The sequence below is a fragment of the Massilia sp. S19_KUP03_FR1 genome (assembly GCF_036688685.1).
GTDB lineage: Bacteria > Pseudomonadota > Gammaproteobacteria > Burkholderiales > Burkholderiaceae_D > JALYUM01.
Map to the genome: position 1 here is coordinate 210,610 of NZ_JAQQPS010000009.1, position 20,977 is coordinate 231,586.

Consider the following 20,977-nt stretch of genomic DNA (forward strand, 5'->3'; position numbering starts at 1 on the left):
GAGACGCAGCATGAATAAAATCAAAGTATTGATCGTCGACGATTCCGCGCTGATTCGCAGCGTGATGAGCGAGATCGTCAATTCCCAACCAGACATGGAAGTGGTGGGCACAGCCCCCGATCCGCTGGTGGCGCGCGAATTGATTAAAAAGACCAATCCGGATGTGCTGACGCTGGACGTCGAAATGCCGAAAATGGACGGACTGGATTTTCTCGAAAAACTGATGCGTTTGCGTCCGATGCCGGTGGTGATGGTGTCGTCGCTGACCGAGCGCGGTTCCGAAATTACCATGCGCGCGCTGGAACTGGGCGCGGTCGATTTTGTTACCAAGCCCAAAATCTCCATCCAGAGCGGCATGCGCGAATATACCGACCTGATTTCCGATAAAATTCGCGCCGCCGCGCGTGCGCGCATTGCCCCGCGCAGCGTGCAGCCGGCCGCGCCGCTGACCGCGCTGCCGGCCTTGCGCAATCCGCTGACCTCGTCGGAGAAGCTGATCATTATCGGCGCGTCCACCGGCGGCACCGAAGCGATTCGCGAATTCCTGATGCAAATGCCATCGGATTGCCCGGGCATTTTGATTGCCCAGCATATGCCGGAAGGATTTACCACATCGTTTGCACGCCGGCTCGATTCGCTCTGCAAAATCAGCGTGGTCGAGTCTGCCGGAAATGAACGGGTATTGCCGGGGCACGCGTATATCGCGCCAGGCCATTCGCATTTACTGCTGAGCCGCTCGGGCGCCAATTACGTCACCAAAATTGAACAGACCGATCCCGTGAACCGGCACCGGCCTTCCGTCGATGTGTTGTTCCGTTCGGCTGCGATTGCCGCCGGCAAGAACGCGGTTGGCGTCATTTTGACCGGCATGGGCAAGGACGGCGCAGCGGGGATGCTGGCAATGAAGGAGGCAGGAGCGTATAACTATGCACAGGACGAAGCGTCCTGTGTCGTGTTCGGCATGCCGCGCGAAGCGATCTTGTTGAATGCGCATCATGAAATTGGCGCACTGCGTGCATTACCGGGGATGGTCCTTAATCACTTGGCAACACAAGGCGGCAGAGCGTTGCGCGTTTGATCCCTTCGACATGCTTTTCGGCGTTGTTTTATCGCCGTAGGGCAACAAAACTGCTATGCTTAGGGATGCTTAATCGCACGCCGAAGTCTATCGATAACCAGAGTAAAAGAATCAACGGAGTAATTCATGGCTGATCCAAAAATGCGTTTTTTAGTAGTGGACGATTTTTCAACAATGCGCCGCATTGTGAAAAATCTGTTGAAGGAATTGGGTTACGCCAACGTTGACGAGGCTGAAGACGGCGTCCAGGGACTGGCCAAGCTGCGCGGCGAAACCTTCGATTTCGTGGTGTCGGACTGGAATATGCCGAATATGGATGGCTTGACGATGCTGCAGCAGATTCGCGCCGATCCAGCGCTGTGCAAGTTGCCGGTATTGATGGTCACTGCTGAAGCGAAAAAAGAAAACATTATTGCCGCGGCGCAGGCCGGTGCAAACGGCTATGTGGTCAAGCCATTCACCGCCGCCACGTTGGACGAAAAACTGAACAAGATTTTCGAAAAACTCGAAAAAGCTGGAGCGTAAATATGGGCGAGCAGCAGGCCGCGGCTACTTCGCACGATGAAGTCCTGAGCCGGATTGGCCACATGACGCGCGCGCTGCACGAAAGCCTGCGCGGCCTTGGCCTGGACAAACTGATCGAGAAAGCCGCGAGCGATATTCCCGACGCCCGCAGCCGCCTCGATTACGTGGCGCGCCTGTCCGAAAAAGCGGCGCAAAAAGTGCTCAATGCCACTGATGCAGCCATGCCGCTGCAGGATACGATCGAACAGGGCGCCACCGATTTACGCGGCCAGTGGCAGGCCATGCTCGACAGCGATGCTGACGCGAACGCTCCCTGGCGCGCACTGGCGCTGCGCACGGTCTCCGAGCTCGACGCATCGCGCGCAGCCGTCAGCGGTACCAAAGCCCACTTGATGGACATCATGATGGCGCAGGATTTCCAGGATCTGACCGGGCAAGTGATCAGCAAAGTTGCTGCGATTACCCAGACGCTCGAGAAGCAGCTGGTGCAGATGCTGGTCGATTTCGCGCCGGAAGACGTGCGGCGCGAGCTCGACAACGGCTTGCTGAACGGCCCGCAGATCAATCCAGAAGGAAAAACCGATATCGTGGCCGACCAGGGCCAAGTTGACGACCTGCTCGACAGCCTCGGCTTCTGACCGCGTGCCGGATGGTTCCGGCCACGCTGTCCACCGTTCTCCGGTGGTTCCCACCTACGTTTCACCAGGCAAACTGACCATGCATCACACGAATTTCATTGTGCGTGAACCCTTGCTCGATCCAAAGCAAAGGGTGATCGGCTACGAACTGTCCTGGCAGCAGAACGCGCAACAAAACATCCGCGATGCCGACCTCGAGGCGCTGGTCGGCTTCGTTGCCGAGCACGTCAATGACGAAGAACGCGGCTGGCTGCTGCGCGACAAGATCCTGTTTCTCGATGCCGTGCCCGCGATGCTGTCGACCGATGCGCTGTTCGCGCTGCCACCGGAACGCACCGTGCTGACGATGAAGGCGACCGATCTGGCCAATGCCGACGTGCTCGCGGCGGTGCAGGGCCTGCGCGCCGGCGGGGTCGGCATCTCGATCCGCGGCAGCGATATCGGCCACCTTGGCGCCAATTTGCATCAGAGTGCGTCTTACCTGGAAGTGCAGTTTTCCGGCTCCGATGTGGGCGCCCAGGCGCGTGCGTACGCGGCGGCCAAGCAATCATCGGTGCGGATGGTCGGTCGGCCGGTGTCAACCTGGGCAGATTTCGATGCCTGCGCGGCGCTGGGTCTCGACGCCTTTGTTGGCAAGCTGCACCTGACCCCGCGGCCCGGCGTGCCGGTCAAGGGCATGAATCCGGCCCAGGGCATCATCCTGCAACTGATGCAAATGGTGCAGGCCAATGAAGACATTAACAAGCTGGAAAACGTTCTCAAGCGCGATCCGGCGCTGTCGTACAAGCTGCTGCGCTTCATCAATTCGGCGGGCTTTGGCGCGACGCGCGAAATTCAGTCCTTGAAGCAGGCGATTTCCATGCTCGGCTATGCGCCGCTGTATCGCTGGCTGGTGCTATTGCTGGCCACGGCCAGTACCAGCGGCTATTCACCGGTGCTGATGGAGACGGCCGTCGTGCGCGGCCGCCTGACCGAGCTGCTGGGCGCGACCGAACTGGGCCGCGGCGAGTCCGAAAACCTGTTCGTGGCCGGCATGTTCTCGCTGCTCGATCGCCTGCTGGGCCTGCCGATGAAGGAAGTGCTCGATACCATCCAGCTGCCTGACGAAGTGGTGCGGGCCTTGCTCACCCGTGCCGGAAAATACGGGCCGTACCTGGCGTTGGCCGAGGCGTGTGAACTCAATTCGAACCTGGTCGCCTCGCTGGCCAGGATGCTGAACATCACGCCACTTGAGGTCAACAAGGCACACTTGTCGGCCCTGGCCTGGGCCCAGAGCGTCAGCGCCTGACGGCAGGGGACGGTGTCCGCGCCATGCGACCTGGACCTGCTGCAGCGCTGGCTGACCGGCTGGAGCCGCTCGCGCGGCCTCCCGCTGCCGAGGCATGAGGGCGGTGGGCAGCGGGTCGACGTAGATTGGCCCGACCAGCAGCGCCGCCACGTATTTGCCGATGCTGGTGCCGCCCTGCGCGCATGCGCTGACGCGATCCACGATCCATTTATCTACGTCAAAGCCGCGGTCGATTGCGCCACCTTGCGCGCTGCGTTGCCAGAGCGATGGTCGATCGAGGAGCAGCGCTACCTGATGACGCATTCTGGCCCGATGCAGTCGGCGGCAGCGCTACCGGCGGATTACACCACGCTACTCACAGTCGAGCACGCGGCGTACGTCATCGACGTCATCGACGGCGCTGGTGCCGTGGCGGCAAGCGGCCGCGTTACCCTCAATGCCGGCACGGCCGTGTTCGACCGCATCAGCACCGACGCGGCGCATCGCCGCCTGGGGCTGGCAACTGCCGTGATGCTGTCTCTGGACCGATTGGCCACCCAGGCCGCCAGTACCGAGCGCCTTCTGGTCGCCACCGAGATGGGTGCCGCCCTCTACACCCACCTTGGCTGGCGCATCCTTGCACCGTTCGCCACCGCCTTCCTTCCCCAATGAGGGTCAGTGTCGAATTATTGCGCAATTGCCCAAATCCCCCTGCTTTTTAATGAGGGTCAGAGTCGAATTATTGAGCAATTGATCCGTTACTTACGCCGTGAATTGAATTCGCGTTAGGAATTTATTCGGAATCAATTGCAAAATTAATCGACTCTGACCCTAATTCTTTTGCAACTGATTTTGGCGAAGAATTATTGGGGTCAGTGTCGAATTGTTGAGCAATAGCTCGAGAGAATTAGCGTGGCGCGGGCTGGCTAGTATTGGTGTTCTTAACTACACTCGGCAAAATTTGCACGGCGACGCCAGATGCCATTCCTGGCGCACGGAAGACGCGCTGCGTCGCTTTTTGGAAATCTTCGGCTTTGGCGTGCGGAATATCGACAAAAGTTTGCGGGTTCAAGTCCACCAGCGGGAACCAGGAACTTTGCACCTGTACCATAATGCGGTGGCCGCGGCGGAAGGTGTGGTTGACGTCGGACATGCTGTAGTTGACGGATTCAATCTTGCCTGGTGTGAATGGTGTCGGCTGTTCGAAGCTGTTGCGGAACTTGCCGCGCAGCGGGTCGCCGCGCACCAGCTGTTCGTAGCCGGCCATCGAGACATCCGGCGGCGGCACGTCGCGGCCCCACTCGCGTGTCGGGCTCTCCGGATACGCGGGCGGATAGACGTCGATCAGCTTGACGACCCAGTCGGCGTCGGTGCCGGTGGTCGAGACGAACAGCTTCGGCATCACCGGACCGACAATTGTCACATCTTCTTCCAGCACGGCGCTACGGTAGGTGAGCACGTCCGGCCGGGTCGACGCGAAACGCTGGTCGGACACCATATATTCCTGCGGCACGCCCGTAGCGGAATAGGCGATGTATGGCACTGGCTTTTTAGGATCGCTGACATATTCGTCGTATGCCTGACTACCCGATGCGGCTAGTTGCTGCCAGCTCAGCGTGCCGTCGGCGCCGAAGTACAGTTCGCGTTGCTGTGCCTGCTGCGGGGGCCAGGTGGGATATTGGCGCCAGACATTGCTGCCGGTCTCGAAAGCATACACTTGCGCGGTGTTCTTGTTGGGCGCACCTTTCAGGTGCTGCTCAAAAAACGGAAACAGGATGGTCTTGCGATATTGCTCGCTCGTGTTGGCGTCAAATTTGACGTTGCCGAGCGCGGCACCATCGTTGCGTGCCCAGCCACCATGGACCCATGGACCCATGACCAGGCCATTGTAGATGCCCGGGTTCTGGCGCTTGATGGCCTGGTAGGTGCTCAGGGTGCCCTGCAAATCTTCCGCGTCGAACCAGCCGCCGACAGTCAATACGGCCGCCTTGATGTTTTTCAGGTGGGGCAAGATATTGCGGGTTTTCCAGAAGTCGTCGTAGGTCGCATGCTCGATGGTCGGGACCAGGAAGGCCTGCTGCTTCGGGTTGAGCGTCGCGACGATATTCGGCATGGTCAGGTGCGACAGAAAAAAGGCATAGCCGTCGTTGGTGCCGTAGTCGAACTGCTCGCGCTTCTTGGGCAGCGGCGTCGGATTCTTCTCTTCCGTGAAGGCCGAATAGAAATCGAAGTTCGCCGCCAGCATGAAAGCGCCGCCGTGATAAGAATCGTCGTTCATGTACAGGTCGGCAACTGGCGCTTGTGGCGAGGCTGCCTTGATTGCCGGGTGCGAATCGATGATGCTGCTCGAGGTATAAAAGCCGCCGTAGGAAATGCCGTTGATGCCAACTTTACCGTTGTTGTTGGCGACATGTTTCAGCAGCCAGTCGAGCGTGTCGTGCATGTCCTCGCTTTCGACACCCTGGCCACGGGTGCGCTGGGTATTGCGGTGCGGCGTCATCTCTTGCCACACACCTTCCGACATAAAGCGACCGCGCACATCCTGGCGTACGAAGATATAGCCCGAGGTTTCGAAGTCGTGCGACGGGCCGAGCGAAGTCGGATAGTAATCCACGCCGTAGTGGGAGTCGTCACCTACGCGCACGCCTACGCTGTAGGGTGTGCGGTCCATCAGGAAGGGATAGGTCTTGCTGCTGTCCTTGGGGACATAGACGACAGTGAACAAGCGCACGCCATCGCGCATGGGAATCTGGTACTCGTACTTGGTGTAATGCTCGCGTACGCTCCAGGGCGCTTCTTTGGCAGCATCCGTCATCGCAGCGGTGGTAACAGCAGCTTGCACCCCGCCCGCCATCAACAACATTGAAAGGGATAGAACGGACAGGCGCAGGCTGCTTGGCTTCATGGATTCCTTCGAGGCGGATTTAAATAGGGTCAGTGTCGAATTGATTGGAAATTTCAAAAGTTGCCAATTAATTCGACTCTGACCCTAATTTTTGAGAAATAGGTTTAATTAAATATTGCAAAACAATGAGGGTCAGTGTCAAATTAATTGGAAATATTACGAATTAAATCGACTCTGACCCTCATTGTTGGGAAGGGTGCAGGAGCAATTGCATGGGTTGCGTCAGTAACAGCGCGCTGTCGCGCAGTAGTTGGGGCTTGCCGACGGGGACGAAGCCGGCGCGTCGGTAGAGGCGGGTGGCGGCGCTGGCGGTCAGGGCCACACTCAGGTTGACGGCGTGGGCGTTTTTGCTGCGCGCCCAGTCGATGACGGCGTCGAGCAAGGCACGCCCGACCGCGCGGCCGCGGTACGCCGGGGCCACCCAGACCTGGTAGACATGCGCCTCCGTTGAACCGCCGTCGGGGTCGTGCGCCGCTTCCAGCTTGCCCCAGATCAGGCCGGCAGGGCCGCCGTCGCACCGGGCCAGCAAGGGGCAGGCGTCTGCCGAAAAAATCCCCGCCTCCAGGCGCATCTGCCAGAGCTTGTCCGGCCATTCCTGCTGCTGGGCCAGTTGCGCACCGAACGCGTCCGGCGCGTCGGCCAGCGAGGCCAGGCGCAGGGCGCGGTAGACCAGCCACTGCTGCGGCGCAAAGCGGGTGACGGTGACGGCGCCAGTCGGACGCATCAAATTTCCAGGTTGTCGATCAGGCGCGTGTTACCCAGTTTGGCGGCGGCTAGCACCACCAGCGGCGTCCCTTGGGCCAGGTCGCCCGCCGACGGCGGCTGCAGGTCGATGCGCTTGCGCACCGAGATGTAGTCCGGCTTCCAGCCGCGCGACGTCAATTCAAGCATCGCGCGGCGCTCCAGCTCGAACGTGTCGAGGTGGCCGGCGCGCATTTCGCTGGCGACAAAGTTCAGCGCGCGGTACAGGGCAGGGGCTTCGGCACGCTCGGCTTCCGACAGATACATATTGCGCGACGACAGCGCCAGGCCATCCTCGGCCCGGAACGTTTCGGCGCCGATGATCTCGGTCGGCAAGGCGAACTGGCGCGCCATGTTCCGGATGATCATCAGTTGCTGGTAATCCTTCTTGCCGAACACGGCCACGCGCGGCTGCACGCACGAAAACAGTTTCAGCACGACGGTCGTCACGCCGGTGAACATGGCCGGACGGAATTCGCCCTCCAGCGTGCCGCCGAGGTCGTCTGGCGGGCGCACGCGGAATTCCTGCGGTTCCGGATACAGATCCTTTTCGGTCGGCGCAAACAACACGTACACGCCTTCCTTTTCCAGTTTTTCGACGTCGGCCTGGAAGGTGCGCGGGTATTTGTCGAAATCTTCATTCGGACCGAACTGCAGGCGGTTCACAAAAATGGATGCCACCACCGGATCGCCATGCTTGCGCGCCAGGCGCATCAGCGACAGGTGGCCTTCATGCAGGTTGCCCATGGTCGGTACGAACGCGGTGCGCAACTGGCCGCTGAGCTGGTCGCGCAAGTCTTCAATAGAGGAAACGATTTTCATAAGATTTTCAGCAATGCTTAACGGTGCGGGGATAGCTTACGCCGGCGAATACGCCAGGCGTACGTAAATGGGCGCGAACGGTTCGGCCTGGGTAATTTCGATCAGGGTTTCCTTGGCCAACTCCAGCATGGCGACAAAGTGCACCACCACGATTGGCACGCCGGCCAGGCCATCGAACAGATCGGCAAATTCGACGAATCGGGTCGATTGCAGTTTGCGCAAAATGGCGGTCATGTGCTCGCGCACCGATAACTCCTGGCGCCCGATCCGATGGTGCTCGGTCAGCCGCGCGCGTTTCAGTACATCCATCCAGGCGCGCTGCAAATCACCTGGTTCAACGTCCGGCAGCGGCGGCGCGAGGCCCTGTTCGACAAATAGTTCGGGACGCTGGAAATCACGCTCGAACTGGGGAATGGCATTCAATTCCCAGGCCGCGACCTTGATCTGTTCATATTCCAGCAAGCGCCGCACCAGTTCCGCGCGCGGGTCGCCGACGTCGTCGAGCGGGCCATCGTTGCGTTGCGGCAGCAGCATGCGCGATTTGATTTCAATCAGCATCGCTGCCATCAACAGGTATTCGCTGGCCAATTCCAGATTGTGCAGGCGGATCTGGTCGACATACTTCAGATATTGCAGCGTCAGCTGCGCCATCGGGATATCGAGGATATTGAAGTTTTGCTTGCGGATCAGGTAGAGCAGCAAGTCGAGCGGACCCTCGAAGGCGTCGAGGAAGATTTCCAGCGCATCCGGCGGGATATACAAGTCGTTCGGCAAGCGCAGCAGCGGCTCGCCATAGAGGCGAGCAATGCTGACTACATCGATTGCGGGTTCGACACTGGCCGGCACGTCTTGCCCGGCCGCCTCCGGCAACATCTTATCCTTTGTTCTGGTAGACGTAGGCTTGCTGCGCCAGGCGCGATGCCTTCAGGCGGTCCTGCTCGTCGAGCGAGGTCGGCGCCTTGTCCCACAGCAGTGCGCGGCCGGCCACCTGGCCTGCATCAATTTGCGGATTTTTGGCTTTCAGGTCGGCGATGAACTTGGTGTGCTCGGACTGGTACAGCGAATGTTGTTTGGAGAATTTCATGGTCTTTTATAGGGCTACGTAAAAACGCATCGGCGCAACCAGCCATCTTACATGGGAAGCTGCGCCGTTTTGGCTTATTTGCTCGATCAAGGATGCAGGGTATTCAACTGACGCGCGATGATATCGTGATTCAGCCAGAGCACCGGCGCAATCTTTTCGGCCGCGCCGTAAAACATCAAGGGGCCGGCGCCTTCCAGCACCAGGGCGCTGAGGTGGTCGGTAATCAGCGCCTTTTTATCCTTGTGCTTGCTGGTGATATCTTCCGAGGTGCCGATCATGATGTCGGCCAGGGCCGGCGTGTTATCCATCGGCCAGGCCGCAAAATTGCGGAACGCGGCGCTGGTGGCGTCGTTGTTGTAAGCCTCGATGGTGTCGACGATCGATTGCAGCGACACGCCGTCGCCCAGCAATTCCTGGCAAATCGCCCATTGCTGGTCTGCCCATGCGCCGCCGCCTTCTTTTTTCAGGGCGGACAGCAGCGGGAACAGCGACAGTTCGACGCCAACGAAAATATCGGACGAATTGGTGCGGATTTCCGGGCAGTTGAAGACGGTCGCCGGAATGCCTTGCGCCCATGCCGCTTCGGTCACCGATTCCAGGCGCATCTTGGCGTAACCCTGGGTGTAATTGGTGTAAGTCTGCCACTGGTACTGGCCGCCGATCAGGATCTCGGTGCCATGGTAGCCGTACGCCGTATAGCGCACCTGGCCGCCGGTGCGCTGCACGCGCTCACGAATGGCGGCGCTGGTGGAAATCAGGTGCTGCAGCGTGTTGGCGGTGACTTCGTCGAAGTTCATCAAAATCAACTTGCCCAGGTCGCTGTCGAGCAGGGCGCGCGAGGACATGAAGCGCTCGCCACGACCTTTATAAATGCGGTTGGCAATGGCCAGGAATGCCTTGATTTTCGGAATGCCGCCAGCCATGGTGTGCGCGAAAAAAACGTTGGCGCCATCGGGCACCAGCTTGTCGATTTCGGCCATCGTGCGCGTGGCCGATTCGGTGAAGCGGCGCACGCCGACAGTGCGGCAAGCCTCGATCTTTGCCCAGTCGAGCTTTTCTTCCTGCCAGCCTTTGAGCGTCACGCCGGACAGCATTTCGGTCGGGTTCTGCTCGCCTTCCGGGGCATCCAGGTCGAAACCGGCCATCAGCGGAATATTGATGATCTTGCCGCCAAGCTTGGCTTCGGCTTCAGCCAGTTCGGCATCGTCCAGGGGGCGCAGGGCATTGTTCTCGTCGCGCCGGCCGACCGTGATGCCGACGATCGTCATGCCGGCCTTGCGTGCCTCGTCGATGAGGCCGTTCACATAGCCACGGCCGAACAGCTCGCCGAACAGGACGAACACATCGCCCTTGCGGAAAAACTTAGCTTGAGGAATGTGGCGCAGGGAAGTCAGGTCGGTCATGGATTGTTCACCAATATAAAAATGTTTGAAGGAGCGCCCGCGGGCGCCTGGTTCAAATAAAGGACGGCATTATAACGTTAGCGTATCCGCATTCCGGGCGTTGCACCGGCCATCGGATCGAGCAAATACAATCCCGGATTCTTTTTCTCATCGGCTGCCGACGCGCACAGCACCATGCCTTCGGAGACGCCAAACTTCATCTTGCGCGGCGCCAGGTTGGCGACCATTACCGTCAATTTGCCAATCAACTCTTCCGGCTGGTACGCCGACTTGATGCCCGAGAACACATTGCGCGTCTTGCCTTCGCCGACGTCGAGCGTCAAACGCAGCAATTTGCTGGAACCTTCGACGTGTTCGCAGTTGACGATTTTCGCCACGCGCAGATCGATTTTGGTGAAATCGTCGATGCCGATTTCGGGCGCCAGTTCCTCGACGTCACCGGCTTCGATGTCACCGGCGTCGAGCGCTGCCGCAGCAATGGCCGGCGTGGCGACGGCCGCCGTAGCGACGGCCGCCGTAGCGACGGCCGCCGGCTTGTCAAATAATTCTTCGACCATTTTCGGATCGATTCGTTGCATCAAATGGCTGTACGCACCAATGGTGCGGCCGACCATGGTATTGAAGACCGCGTCGCCGCGCGTATCGGCCCACGAGTACGTTGCATCGCCCAAAAATTCCGCCACGCGCGCGGCCACCTGCGGCAGCACCGGCGAGAGCAGGATCGTCAACTGGCGGAACAGGATCAGTGCGGTGGTGCAAACGTCATGCAGCTCGGCGTTTTTATCGGTATCCTTGGCCAGGATCCACGGTTTGTTTTCATCGACGAACTGGTTCGTGATGTCGGCAATTTCCATGATTTCACGCAGCGCCTTGCCATATTCACGCGCTTCGAAATTGGCCGCGATGCTGGCCTGGCGCTCGGCGCCGTTCGACGTCAATGCCTTGAAAATCCATTCCTGCGATTTCAGTGACAATTCGCTGGCCAATTTGCCATCGAATTTCTTGGCAATGAAACCGGCGCAGCGGCTGGCGATGTTGACGTATTTGCCGATCAAATCGCTGTTCACGCGCGCGACAAAATCGTCGCCGTTGAAGTCGAGGTCTTCGACTTTCGCATTCAGTTTGAATGCGATGTAATAGCGCAGCCATTCCGGGTTCATGCCCAGGTTCAGGTAGCGCAGCGGCGAAATGCCGGTGCCGCGCGACTTGGACATTTTTTCGTTATTCACAGTCAAGTGGCCGTGTACATTGACTTTCAGCTTGTCGATGACCGGGTGACCGGCAAAGTTCAGCATGGCCGGCCAGAACAGCAGGTGGAACGAGACGATATCCTTGCCGATGAAGTGGACTTGCTCGGTGGCCGGATCTTTCAGGAAGGCCTCAAAGTCGATGCCATGCTTGTCGCAGTAATTTTTCAGGCTGGCCAGGTAGCCCACCGGCGCATCCAGCCAGACATAAAAGAATTTGCCCGGTGCGTCCGGAATCGGAATGCCGAAATACGGGGCATCGCGCGAGATATCCCAGTCGGCCAGTTTTTCGCCGGCCTCGCCCAGCCACTCCGATACTTTATTCACCATTTCCGGCTGCAGGCGGCCCGGCGTATTCAGCCACGCCTTGAGGAAGGTGTAGCAGCGCGGGTCGGACAGCGCGAAGAAATACTGCTCCGACGGCTTCATGACGGGCGTGGAGCCGGTGAACACGGAAAATGGATTGACCAGTTCGGTCGGCTGGTAGGCCGCGCCGCAGACTTCACAGTTGTCGCCATATTGATCCTTGGCGCCGCATTTCGGACACTCGCCCTTGATATTGCGATCGGCCAGGAACATGCCTTTTACCGGATCGAAGAAGCGGTCGACGGTTTTGGTGACGATCAGGCCGGTGTCACGCAGCTTGCGGTAGATGCCTTGCGACAGCTCGACGTTTTCCGGCGAATCGGTGGAATACCAATTGTCGAACTGGATGTGGAAACCGTCCAGGTACTGAGCGCGGCCGGCCGCGATTTTTGCCACGAATTCCTGCGGCGTGATGCCTTCCTTTTCCGCCGCAATCATGATGGGCGTGCCATGGGTATCGTCGGCGCAAACGAAATGCACCTCGCTGCGGTTCCCGCCGGCATCCTTTTGCATGCGCTGGAACCGCACCCAGATATCGGCCTGGATGTATTCCATCATGTGGCCGATGTGAAAGGCGGCGTTGGCGTAGGGCAGGGCAGTGGTGACGAACAGCTTGCGGGTCATGGTGTGGCGCTTATCGATATTTGGAAATAAGCATTTTACCAGTCGATGCTGCCAATTGCGCAGCCACAGTTTCCAGACCTCGATGGAAGCATCAAGCGGTTTTGCGCTACACTGCGCGCTACCTTACCCGGAGAATTCCATGAGCATCACAGCAGAAGACGTCAAAGCGGCCCTATCGAAAGTCCTCGACCCGAACACGGGCAAGGATTTCGTGTCGATGAAATCGGTCAAGAACATCCAGGTCGATGGCGCCGCAGGTGCCACGAATATCGCGCTCGACATCGAATTGGGCTATCCGGCCAAGAGTCAGATCACAGCGATTCGCAACAGCGTGATCACTGCGCTGCAGGCCCTGCCTGGCGCCGGCAACATCAGTGTCAATGTCACGGTGAAGATCCTGTCGCACACGGTGCAGCGCGGCCTGAAAATCATGCCGAACGTGAAGAACATCATTGCCGTTGCCTCGGGCAAGGGTGGCGTTGGCAAATCGACCACCGCCGTCAACCTGGCACTGGCGCTCGCATCCGAAGGCGCCAGCGTCGGTATCCTCGATGCCGACATTTATGGCCCGTCGCAGCCGATGATGCTGGGCGTGTCCGGCCGTCCCGAAAGCCATGACGGCAAAACCATGGAACCGCTGGAAAGCCACGGCCTGCAGGTGTCGTCGATCGGCTTCATGATCGACCCGGATGAGCCAATGGTGTGGCGTGGCCCGATGGTCACCCAGGCTTTGCAGCAATTGCTTGACCAGACCAACTGGCGGCAACTCGATTACCTGATCGTCGACATGCCGCCAGGCACCGGCGACATCCAGTTGACCCTGTCCCAGAAAGTGCCGGTCACGGGCGCCGTGATCGTCACCACGCCGCAGGACATCGCGCTGCTGGACGCGCGCAAGGGCTTGAAAATGTTCGAGAAAGTCGGCATTCCGATCCTCGGCGTGGTGGAAAACATGAGCACGCACATCTGCACCAACTGCGGCCACACCGAGGCGATTTTCGGCCATGGCGGCGGCGAGAAGATGTGCAAGGATTTCGGCGTCGATTTCCTCGGCGCGTTGCCGCTGACGATGGCCATCCGCGAGCAGACCGATTCGGGCCGCCCGACGGTCATCGCTGACCCAACCGGCCCGGTGGCCGCGATCTACCGCGACATCGCGCGCAAGGTTGCCGTCAAGATCGCCGAGAAGGCGAAAGACATGACCAGCAAGTTCCCGACCATCGTCATCAAGAACGATTAAGACTTGAAGATCGCGCTGTGAAAATTGATTCGATCCGGGCGCGCCTGCGCGCGCTCGGCGCCTTGCCCCTGCACGAGCAGCGCGTGCTGCGCGACTGGGTGCAGGTGGCGCCGCACGAACGCGGCCGGCGTCAGCCGGTCGACTTCCTGCCGAAAGCGGTGCGCGAAAGCCTGCCGGCGCTGGACGCGGAACTTGCTGGCCTGGTGACACTCGTCAGCGAGCATCCCGGCGAGGACGGCTCTGCACGCCTGTTGGTGGCCTTGCAGGATGGGCAAAGTCTGGAGACCGTGCTGTTGCCGCGCGATGGCGTATGCGTGTCGAGCCAGGTGGGCTGTGCAGTTGGTTGCCAGTTTTGCATGACCGGGCGTGACGGCCTGATCCGCCAGGTCAGCAGCGGCGAGATCGTCGCCCAAGTGGTGCTGGCGCGGCGCCGCCGTCTCGTGAAAAAAGTTGTGTTCATGGGCATGGGCGAACCGGCCCACAATCTGGACAATGTTCTGGAAGCCATTGAGTTGCTTGGCGTGGAAGGCAATATCGCCCACAAGAACCTGGTTTTCTCGACTGTCGGCGATGCACGCGTGTTCGAGCGCCTGGGCGCCGGCCGCGTCAAGCCGGCGCTGGCCTTGTCGCTACATACCACCAAGCCGGCACTGCGCGAACGCCTGCTGCCGCGCGCACCGCGCCTGGCGCCGGCTGAACTGGTGGCGCTGGGCGAGCAATATGCGCGCTTGACCGGCTATCCTGTGCAATACCAGTGGACCTTGCTGGACGGCGTCAACGACGGTGACGATGAGCTGGACGGCATCGTCGACCTGTTGCGCGGGAAATATGCGGTACTGAACATGATTCCCTACAACACCATTCCGGACTTACCGTTCCGCCGTCCCAGTTGGGACAAGGCGCGAGCCATTGCCAGCGCCTTGCATGGGCGCGGCGTGCTGACCAAACTGCGCGATTCGGCGGGGCAGGATGTCGACGGCGGCTGCGGCCAGTTGCGTGCCCGGGTGATTGCCATCAAGGCAGCCTGAACGCAGTCAGGTCGCCGATGGGCAGGTCACGTTCGACCACCAGCCGCGGCCGCGCCACCAGCAGCGCGGCCACCGCATCGGGATGCATCGGCCGGTGAAATAGAAAGCCCTGGGCCTGGTCGCAGCCAAGCTGGGCCAGTGCCGCGTACTGCACTTCCGTTTCCACCGCTTCGGCAATCACTTTCAATTCCAGTTTGTGCGCAATCGTCACGATCGCGCCGGCAATGGCCAGCGCGCGCGTGGTGCGCTCATCGTGCTTGTCCGAGTCGGGCGCACCCAGGCGGCGCACGAACTGGCCATCCATTTTCAAAATGTCGATCGGCAGTTCGCTCAGATAGTTCAGGCTCGAGTAGCCGGTGCCAAAGTCGTCAATCGACACTTGCAGGCCGGCCGCGCGCAAGGCGGCGAGCGTACGGCGGTTGCGCGCCAGGTCATCCATCAGCACGCCTTCGGTGATCTCCAGGTCGAGGCAGCGGGGTGAAATGCCGGCCTGGGCCACCAGTTGCAGTATGCGCGTCACCAGGTCCGGGTCTTTCAGCTGGCGCGCCGACAAGTTCACTGCAATCTTAATGGCCGGCAAGCCAGCATCGACCCAAGCCCGGTGCTGGGCGCAGGCACTGCGCAGGACCCAGTCGCCGATCGGCACGATCAGCCCGGTTTCTTCGGCTAGCCCGATGAAGCGCGCCGGCTCGATGCGGCCGAATTGCGGATGCTGCCAGCGAATCAGGGTTTCGACGCCGATCACCCGGCGCGTCGCCAGGTCGACTTGCGGCTGGTATTCCAGTAACAATTGATTCTCGGCCAGCGCGGTGCGCAGGCCATCTTTTAGTGCCAGTCGTTCGTCCTGCGGTCCGGTGCCAGCGCCGCGGGCCATGTCGATGCTGTGTCCGCCGTTGGTGCGGGCCCGTCCCAGTGCCTGTTCGGCACGGCGCAGCAGGGCATCAAGGCTGCTATCCGCGCCCGGATAGAGGGCGATGCCAATGCTCAGCGTAATGAAGCAATTGCGCTGGGCGCTATTTCCCAATGGCAGTGGCGCCGCAAAGCGCTCGATGATCTTGGTGGCGACCTGGCGTGCGGCAAGCTCGTCACCGACATCTTCCAGCACCGCGATGAATTCGTCACCGCCCCAGCGCGCGACGGCGTCGCCTTCACGCAAGGCGCCACGCAGTTGGGTGCCGGCGTGCACCAGCACCGCATCACCCGCTGCCACGCCGAACGCTTCGTTAATCTCGCGAAACTTGTTGATATTAATGAGTAGCAGGGCGAGGGGCCGGCTGCCGCGGTCGGCACGGTGCATGGCGTGTTGCAGGCGCTCGCGCAACAGACGCCGGTTCATCAGGCCGGTCAGCAGGTCGGCATGGGCATCCTCGAACAGGCGCGCGCGCTGGGCGCCCTCGGCACACATCGTGTGTGCGTCGCTCCCGGCCGCGCTTGGCGGCGCGATGGCCGGCGGGGGCACAACCGTGTCGCCGTGGCAGGCCACGCGATTGCGCCCAGCCGACTTGGCCTGGTACAGGGCTTCATCGGCCCGACCGATCGCTTGTGAAATTGTTTCCCCCGGGCGAAATTGGGCCACCCCGATCGATACCGTCACGACAACGTCGGGTCCCACGTCGTCGCAGCGCATCTGTTCGATGCCCAGGCGCACCCGCTCGGCCAGGGTGATGGCGCTGGCGGCGCCGGTATCGGGCAGCATCAGCAGGAATTCCTCGCCGCCGTAGCGCCCGAAGGTGTCGCCGGGGCGCACCTGGCTTTGCACCGACTGGGCGAAGGCGCGCAGGACAGCGTCGCCGGCCGAGTGGCCCCAGGTATCGTTGATGTGCTTGAAAAAATCGATGTCGAGCAGGCACAGCGAAAAACGATGGCCGCGCTCGCTGGCCCGTTCGATCAGGCGGATCAGGTGGCGGCGGTTGTGGGTTCCCGTCAGTTCATCCCGGATAGCCAGTTCATTGATCGTGCGCAGGGCCTGCTCCAGATGCACGAACCCTTGCGTCTTGGTGAGCTCAAACAGCAGGACGAAGACAGTGACGACGATGAGCAATCCGAGGCAGCACAGCAGGTGTAGCGCAGAAAGTTGCCAGTTCTGGTCGCCAGCTTTCCCGGCGTAGAGTGCGACCAGTGCCGCGCAGGACAGGGCCAGCCAGCAAAGCGCGCTGCGCACACCGCCCAGGAACATGGCCACCACGGGCGCGGTGAGTAGCCAGGTGGCGGTGGGAGCGGTGATGCCGCCCAGGTGATAGCTGAGCCAGGTGAAGTTGAACAGTATTGCGCTAAGAAATAATTCACGCGCGATCAAGATGCTGCCCGTGCAACGCAGGACCAGTGGCGCGCTGAGCATGACCAGGCAGCACAGCATCGTTTCATTGGCGGCCATGTCAAAGCCCAGCCAGAGGTAGGCCAGCGCATACAGGGGGCCGAACAGGCCGGCAATAATGGCGGCGTTGACCACGTTCTGCGCGCGCGTGAGCAGGGCGCCTTCATTGCGCAATGCGGGCGGAATCGCCCAGCGCATCGCCGCGAGGTAGCGGTCGCCCCAATCTGCCTTGTCTGTTCTCATCCGCGACTCCGATCGCTGGCCGAAGAGTTCAGTGTAGGGAGGGCAACAACAGGGACTTTAATTTCCCGCAGGAATTATTGGATTACTGGCGCGCCTGTCGCGCGAATGGCACATGGTGGGGCGGTGCAGCAAGAGCCAGACATCAGCTCGGTCAAGTCTGGGACGCAGCATGCGATGCATGCGGGGCGCACGCGGGTTTTACGCGGCCCTTGCCGCTTGCCACTCCGTCACACGCACCTGGTTGCGGCCAGCGCGCTTGGCGGCGTACATCAGCTCGTCAGCATGGGCGATCAGGGCATGACTGGCAACAAGCGGCAACTGCGGCGACAGGTGCGCGCTGACGACGCCGAAACTGGCCGTGGTGGCGATATGCGCGTCGCCGCAGATGCTGCGCGCGCTGGCGAAACTGGCGCGCATGCGTTCGGCCAGGTCCTTGCCCTGGTCGAGGTTGGTTTCTGGCAGGATCAGCAGGAATTCCTCGCCGCCGTAGCGCACGACGGTGTCGATGCCTTCCCGCGTCATGGATAGCAGCAGGCGCGCGAAATCCTGCAGCAGTTTGTCGCCGGCCTGGTGGCCGTGGGTATCGTTGATGATTTTGAAGCTGTCGAGGTCGCACATGATCAGCGTCAGCGGCAGGCCATGACGCCGGGCGCGGGCGATTTCGCCGTCGAGCAGCCCGGCATTCAGGTGGCGCCGGTTGAAGGTGCCGGTGAGTGCGTCGCGGACCGACAGGTTGGTGAGGATTTGCTGGGTCCAGTATTGCTCGCGCAACAGATGGGCATCACGGCGGGCGGCGGCAGCGCCGAACAGGTTGGCCAACAGTAATAGCATTCCCATCGTCAGCATGCGGCCGGAATCGAGGGTGCCGAGTGCCATGGCCAGCGCCAGGAAGGCGCTGCTGGCAGCACATGCCACCACGATGGCACTGACCAGGCGATTCGGAATGAACAAATAGACGATCACCAGCATGATGGCCATTGACATGCCGTGCAGCAGCAGGTCATCGGGACGGAAGTCGACCACCAGCAAAAAGGTTGCCATGCCAAAGCTGGCGACGCAGGTGGCGGCGCGATAGGCCGTGCGGGCAGGGTCGAGGCTGCGCCGCGTCATCATTGCGCCGCCCAGCGCCACGGCGGCTACCGCAAGGCGCGCCAACAACAGCAGCATCGTGTGGCGGCTGTAGCCAAGGGCGGCGACATCGGTGAGGGCAAATGCCAGATAGAACGCTGCGCAAAACGTGAGCGACCGGCTCAGCTCGAGCGCGATCCGCGCGCCTTGCTCGCACAGAAAGGCCGCTTCGGTAGCGGGACACGTAAATTCGCCACGCCAGCGTGCAATCGCGCTGGACGCTGGTGAACCGGAGGGGGGAGGCAGGTGCATGGTGGCGGCGCGATGGAAATCGAATTCGACTGTAACGACTTATGACCTTTCTGTAAAGAATCTTGAGGTTTTCAGTATAGAAAAAAGCAACAGTGCTGTCGATGTGGTGGTCTGGACAGGTGGCGACGCCTTCCGGTGGGTCGCCGGCGGCGCTGCCGAACGCGTTAAAATAGCTTCTTTATCTTTTTGATACCTACGCCATGACTGTCGTCCGCACCCGTTTCGCTCCCAGCCCAACCGGCTACCTCCACCTCGGCGGCGCCCGCACCGCGCTCTATAGCTGGGCCTACGCGCGCCATTTTGGCGGTACTTTCGTCCTGCGGATCGAGGACACCGACCTGGAGCGCTCGACGCCGGAAGCCGTGCAAGCCATTCTCGACGGTATGCAGTGGCTGGGTCTGGCGCACGACGAAGGTCCGTTCTACCAGATGCAGCGCATGGACCGCTACCGCGAGGTGGTCGGGCAGATGCTGGCCGCCGGCACCGCGTACCAGTGCTATTGCTCTCCGGCCGAAGTCGAGGCGATGCGCGAGCGTTTCCGCGCGGCTGGCGAAAAGCCACGCTACGACGGCACCTGGCGCCCCGAAGACGGCAAGACTTTGCCGGTCGCGCCGAGCGGCGTGCAGCCGGTAATTCGCTTCAAGAATCCACTCGACGGCGACGTGACCTGGAACGATGTGGTGAAAGGCACCATCACGATCGGCAACAAGGAACTCGACGACCTGGTCATCGCGCGCCCCGACGGCACGCCGACCTATAACTTCTGCGTTGCAGTCGACGACTGGGACATGCAAATCACGCACGTACTGCGCGGCGACGACCACGTGAACAACACGCCCCGTCAGATCAATATCCTGCGCGCCATTGGCGCCCCGTTGCCGCAGTACGGCCACTTGCCGATGATCCTCGGCGCCGACGGCGAAAAGCTGTCCAAGCGCCACGGTGCAGTCAGTGTCATGGATTACCCGGAGCAGGGTTACCTGCCGGAAGCGATGCTCAATTACCTGGCGCGCCTGGGCTGGAGTCATGGCAACGACGAAGTGTTCACGATGGACCAGTTCTGCGAATGGTTCAACCTGGAACACCTGACCGCATCGGCAGCCCGCTTCGACCACGAAAAGCTGGGCTGGCTGAACAATCACTATATCAAGCTGGCCGACAACGAACGCCTGGCCGGTCTCGCGCGCCCGCGCATGCAAGCCGAAGGCGCCAGTTTCGACGGCGCCCCAAGTCTGCCGGCCGTGCTGGCGCTGATGAAAGAGCGCTCCAATACGGTGGTCGAACTGGCGGATGCCGCGATGCTGTTCTACCGCACGCCAAACCCGGACGCAGCCTTGCTGGCCCAGCACCTGACCGACGCCGTGCGTCCGGCCCTGGTCGACTTCGCCGCGCGCTGCGCAGACGTCGAATGGACCAAGCCGGCGCTGGCCGCGATGCTCAAGGAAGTGCTGGTTGCGCACGGCCTGAAAATGCCGCTGATGGCCATGCCGCTGCGCCTGCTGGTCACGGGGCAATTGCAAACGCCGGCCATCGATGCGGTGCTGGAATTGTTCGGCCGTGAGGTCGTCTGTGCACGCTTGCAGAAATTCATTTAAATGGCATTGCTAGGGTTTGCATAATGCAAGAGCCTAGTCTATAATCCTGCTTCTTCACCGGTACGGGGGTATAGCTCAGCTGGGAGAGCGCTTGCATGGCATGCAAGAGGTCATCGGTTCGATCCCGTTTACCTCCACCACGTTGAAGAAAGCAGTAGCCGTTTTAGTTCAGGGTCCCCATCGTCTAGAGGCCTAGGACATCACCCTTTCACGGTGAGTACAGGGGTTCGAATCCCCTTGGGGACGCCAAGATTCGGTGTAGTAAAGTAGTGAGTAGTACAGGCAGTATTTGGGGGGTATAGCTCAGCTGGGAGAGCGCTTGCATGGCATGCAAGAGGTCATCGGTTCGATCCCGTTTACCTCCACCAAGGTTTCGCTAGCAGTTTTAGCACCAGTTCAAGTCCCCATCGTCTAGAGGCCTAGGACATCACCCTTTCACGGTGAGTACAGGGGTTCGAATCCCCTTGGGGACGCCAA

17 protein-coding genes and 4 tRNA genes are annotated in these 20,977 nt (G+C 60.7%); 12 read left to right on the plus strand and 9 right to left on the minus strand.

Features of this window, described 5'->3' with window-relative positions:
- Window positions 1–10: 10 nt before the first annotated feature.
- The 5 genes from V6M87_RS12315 (at window position 11) to V6M87_RS12335 (ending at window position 4,180) form a co-directional block, all read left to right on the plus strand.
- The gene (locus V6M87_RS12315; RefSeq protein ID WP_332876922.1) at window positions 11–1,078 is read left to right on the plus strand and encodes a protein-glutamate methylesterase/protein-glutamine glutaminase; all 1,068 of its coding nucleotides are present in this window, start codon (window positions 11–13) and stop codon (window positions 1,076–1,078) included.
- A gap of 126 nt (window positions 1,079–1,204) precedes the next feature.
- Window positions 1,205–1,603: a chemotaxis response regulator CheY gene (cheY, locus tag V6M87_RS12320; protein WP_332876923.1), complete on the plus strand. Its 399-nt coding sequence runs from the start codon at window positions 1,205–1,207 to the stop codon at window positions 1,601–1,603.
- A 2-nt stretch (window positions 1,604–1,605) separates the two neighbouring features.
- Complete coding sequence (gene cheZ, locus V6M87_RS12325; protein WP_332876924.1) at window positions 1,606–2,241, plus strand: protein phosphatase CheZ; 636 nt, start codon at window positions 1,606–1,608, stop codon at window positions 2,239–2,241.
- 79 nt (window positions 2,242–2,320) lie between these two features.
- Entirely contained in the window at window positions 2,321–3,529 is a 1,209-nt protein-coding gene (locus tag V6M87_RS12330; protein WP_332876925.1) for an EAL and HDOD domain-containing protein, read from the plus strand.
- 12 nt (window positions 3,530–3,541) lie between these two features.
- Window positions 3,542–4,180 carry a GNAT family N-acetyltransferase gene (locus V6M87_RS12335; protein ID WP_332876926.1) on the plus strand — a complete coding sequence of 213 codons (639 nt, stop codon included), beginning with the start codon at window positions 3,542–3,544 and terminating at the stop codon, window positions 4,178–4,180.
- A gap of 235 nt (window positions 4,181–4,415) precedes the next feature.
- Here the strand turns inward: V6M87_RS12335 and V6M87_RS12340 are convergent, their stop codons facing one another.
- From V6M87_RS12340 to metG, 7 genes are all read right to left on the minus strand, one after another.
- Window positions 4,416–6,413 carry a CocE/NonD family hydrolase gene (locus V6M87_RS12340; protein WP_332876927.1) on the minus strand — a complete coding sequence of 666 codons (1,998 nt, stop codon included), beginning with the start codon at window positions 6,411–6,413 and terminating at the stop codon, window positions 4,416–4,418.
- Between the two features lie 181 nt (window positions 6,414–6,594).
- The gene (locus tag V6M87_RS12345; RefSeq protein ID WP_332876928.1) at window positions 6,595–7,137 is read right to left on the minus strand and encodes a GNAT family N-acetyltransferase; all 543 of its coding nucleotides are present in this window, start codon (window positions 7,135–7,137) and stop codon (window positions 6,595–6,597) included.
- Window positions 7,137–7,976: a pantoate--beta-alanine ligase gene (panC, locus tag V6M87_RS12350; RefSeq protein WP_332876929.1), complete on the minus strand. Its 840-nt coding sequence runs from the start codon at window positions 7,974–7,976 to the stop codon at window positions 7,137–7,139. Before panC ends, V6M87_RS12345 begins: the two co-directional genes overlap by 1 nt.
- A gap of 36 nt (window positions 7,977–8,012) precedes the next feature.
- Window positions 8,013–8,849 carry a segregation and condensation protein A gene (locus V6M87_RS12355; RefSeq protein ID WP_332876930.1) on the minus strand — a complete coding sequence of 279 codons (837 nt, stop codon included), beginning with the start codon at window positions 8,847–8,849 and terminating at the stop codon, window positions 8,013–8,015.
- A 1-nt stretch (window position 8,850) separates the two neighbouring features.
- Window positions 8,851–9,060, minus strand: coding sequence for a DUF3460 family protein (locus tag V6M87_RS12360; RefSeq protein WP_332876931.1), 210 nt, complete (start codon window positions 9,058–9,060; stop codon window positions 8,851–8,853).
- Between the two features lie 86 nt (window positions 9,061–9,146).
- Window positions 9,147–10,463 (minus strand): enoyl ACP reductase FabMG family protein, encoded by a 1,317-nt coding sequence (locus V6M87_RS12365; protein ID WP_332876932.1) that lies wholly within the window; start codon window positions 10,461–10,463, stop codon window positions 9,147–9,149.
- A 77-nt stretch (window positions 10,464–10,540) separates the two neighbouring features.
- On the minus strand, window positions 10,541–12,700 hold the full coding sequence (metG, locus tag V6M87_RS12370; protein ID WP_442920584.1) for a methionine--tRNA ligase: 2,160 nt from the start codon (window positions 12,698–12,700) through the stop codon (window positions 10,541–10,543).
- A 139-nt stretch (window positions 12,701–12,839) separates the two neighbouring features.
- Here metG and apbC point away from each other — a divergent pair, with 139 nt between their 5' ends.
- The gene (gene apbC / locus V6M87_RS12375) at window positions 12,840–13,940 is read left to right on the plus strand and encodes an iron-sulfur cluster carrier protein ApbC (RefSeq protein ID WP_332876933.1); all 1,101 of its coding nucleotides are present in this window, start codon (window positions 12,840–12,842) and stop codon (window positions 13,938–13,940) included.
- 17 nt (window positions 13,941–13,957) lie between these two features.
- Complete coding sequence (locus V6M87_RS12380) at window positions 13,958–14,968, plus strand: RNA methyltransferase (RefSeq protein WP_332876934.1); 1,011 nt, start codon at window positions 13,958–13,960, stop codon at window positions 14,966–14,968.
- On the opposite strand, the gene V6M87_RS12385 is transcribed toward V6M87_RS12380, so the two are convergent.
- Complete coding sequence (locus V6M87_RS12385) at window positions 14,955–17,525, minus strand: putative bifunctional diguanylate cyclase/phosphodiesterase (protein WP_332876935.1); 2,571 nt, start codon at window positions 17,523–17,525, stop codon at window positions 14,955–14,957. The genes V6M87_RS12380 and V6M87_RS12385 overlap by 14 nt on opposite strands.
- 198 nt (window positions 17,526–17,723) lie before the next feature.
- Complete coding sequence (locus V6M87_RS12390; protein WP_332876936.1) at window positions 17,724–18,905, minus strand: GGDEF domain-containing protein; 1,182 nt, start codon at window positions 18,903–18,905, stop codon at window positions 17,724–17,726.
- A gap of 200 nt (window positions 18,906–19,105) precedes the next feature.
- Here V6M87_RS12390 and gltX point away from each other — a divergent pair, with 200 nt between their 5' ends.
- From gltX to V6M87_RS12415, 5 genes are all read left to right on the plus strand, one after another.
- Complete coding sequence (gltX, locus tag V6M87_RS12395) at window positions 19,106–20,500, plus strand: glutamate--tRNA ligase (protein ID WP_332876937.1); 1,395 nt, start codon at window positions 19,106–19,108, stop codon at window positions 20,498–20,500.
- Window positions 20,501–20,564: 64 nt separating this feature from the next.
- Window positions 20,565–20,640: transfer RNA gene (locus V6M87_RS12400), tRNA-Ala, on the plus strand.
- Between the two features lie 33 nt (window positions 20,641–20,673).
- Window positions 20,674–20,749: transfer RNA gene (locus V6M87_RS12405), tRNA-Glu, on the plus strand.
- Window positions 20,750–20,792: 43 nt separating this feature from the next.
- A tRNA-Ala gene (locus V6M87_RS12410) sits at window positions 20,793–20,868 on the plus strand.
- A gap of 32 nt (window positions 20,869–20,900) precedes the next feature.
- Window positions 20,901–20,976 (plus strand) — tRNA-Glu (locus V6M87_RS12415).
- Window position 20,977: the final 1 nt, after the last annotated feature.

Bases quoted from the DNA above. Each gene is read 5' to 3' on its own strand.
- V6M87_RS12365 (WP_332876932.1), bottom strand. From the start codon at position 10,463: ATGACCGACCTGACTTCCCTGCGCCACATTCCTCAAGCTAAGTTTTTC.
- V6M87_RS12340 (WP_332876927.1), bottom strand. From the start codon at position 6,413: ATGAAGCCAAGCAGCCTGCGCCTGTCCGTTCTATCCCTTTCAATGTTG.
- V6M87_RS12315 (WP_332876922.1), top strand. From the start codon at position 11: ATGAATAAAATCAAAGTATTGATCGTCGACGATTCCGCGCTGATTCGC.
- cheZ (WP_332876924.1), top strand. From the start codon at position 1,606: ATGGGCGAGCAGCAGGCCGCGGCTACTTCGCACGATGAAGTCCTGAGC.
- V6M87_RS12355 (WP_332876930.1), bottom strand. From the start codon at position 8,849: ATGTTGCCGGAGGCGGCCGGGCAAGACGTGCCGGCCAGTGTCGAACCC.
- cheY (WP_332876923.1), top strand. From the start codon at position 1,205: ATGGCTGATCCAAAAATGCGTTTTTTAGTAGTGGACGATTTTTCAACA.
- V6M87_RS12385 (WP_332876935.1), bottom strand. From the start codon at position 17,525: ATGAGAACAGACAAGGCAGATTGGGGCGACCGCTACCTCGCGGCGATG.
- V6M87_RS12360 (WP_332876931.1), bottom strand. From the start codon at position 9,060: ATGAAATTCTCCAAACAACATTCGCTGTACCAGTCCGAGCACACCAAG.
- gltX (WP_332876937.1), top strand. From the start codon at position 19,106: ATGACTGTCGTCCGCACCCGTTTCGCTCCCAGCCCAACCGGCTACCTC.
- V6M87_RS12345 (WP_332876928.1), bottom strand. From the start codon at position 7,137: ATGCGTCCGACTGGCGCCGTCACCGTCACCCGCTTTGCGCCGCAGCAG.
- V6M87_RS12330 (WP_332876925.1), top strand. From the start codon at position 2,321: ATGCATCACACGAATTTCATTGTGCGTGAACCCTTGCTCGATCCAAAG.
- apbC (WP_332876933.1), top strand. From the start codon at position 12,840: ATGAGCATCACAGCAGAAGACGTCAAAGCGGCCCTATCGAAAGTCCTC.
- panC (WP_332876929.1), bottom strand. From the start codon at position 7,976: ATGAAAATCGTTTCCTCTATTGAAGACTTGCGCGACCAGCTCAGCGGC.
- V6M87_RS12390 (WP_332876936.1), bottom strand. From the start codon at position 18,905: ATGCACCTGCCTCCCCCCTCCGGTTCACCAGCGTCCAGCGCGATTGCA.
- metG (WP_442920584.1), bottom strand. From the start codon at position 12,700: ATGACCCGCAAGCTGTTCGTCACCACTGCCCTGCCCTACGCCAACGCC.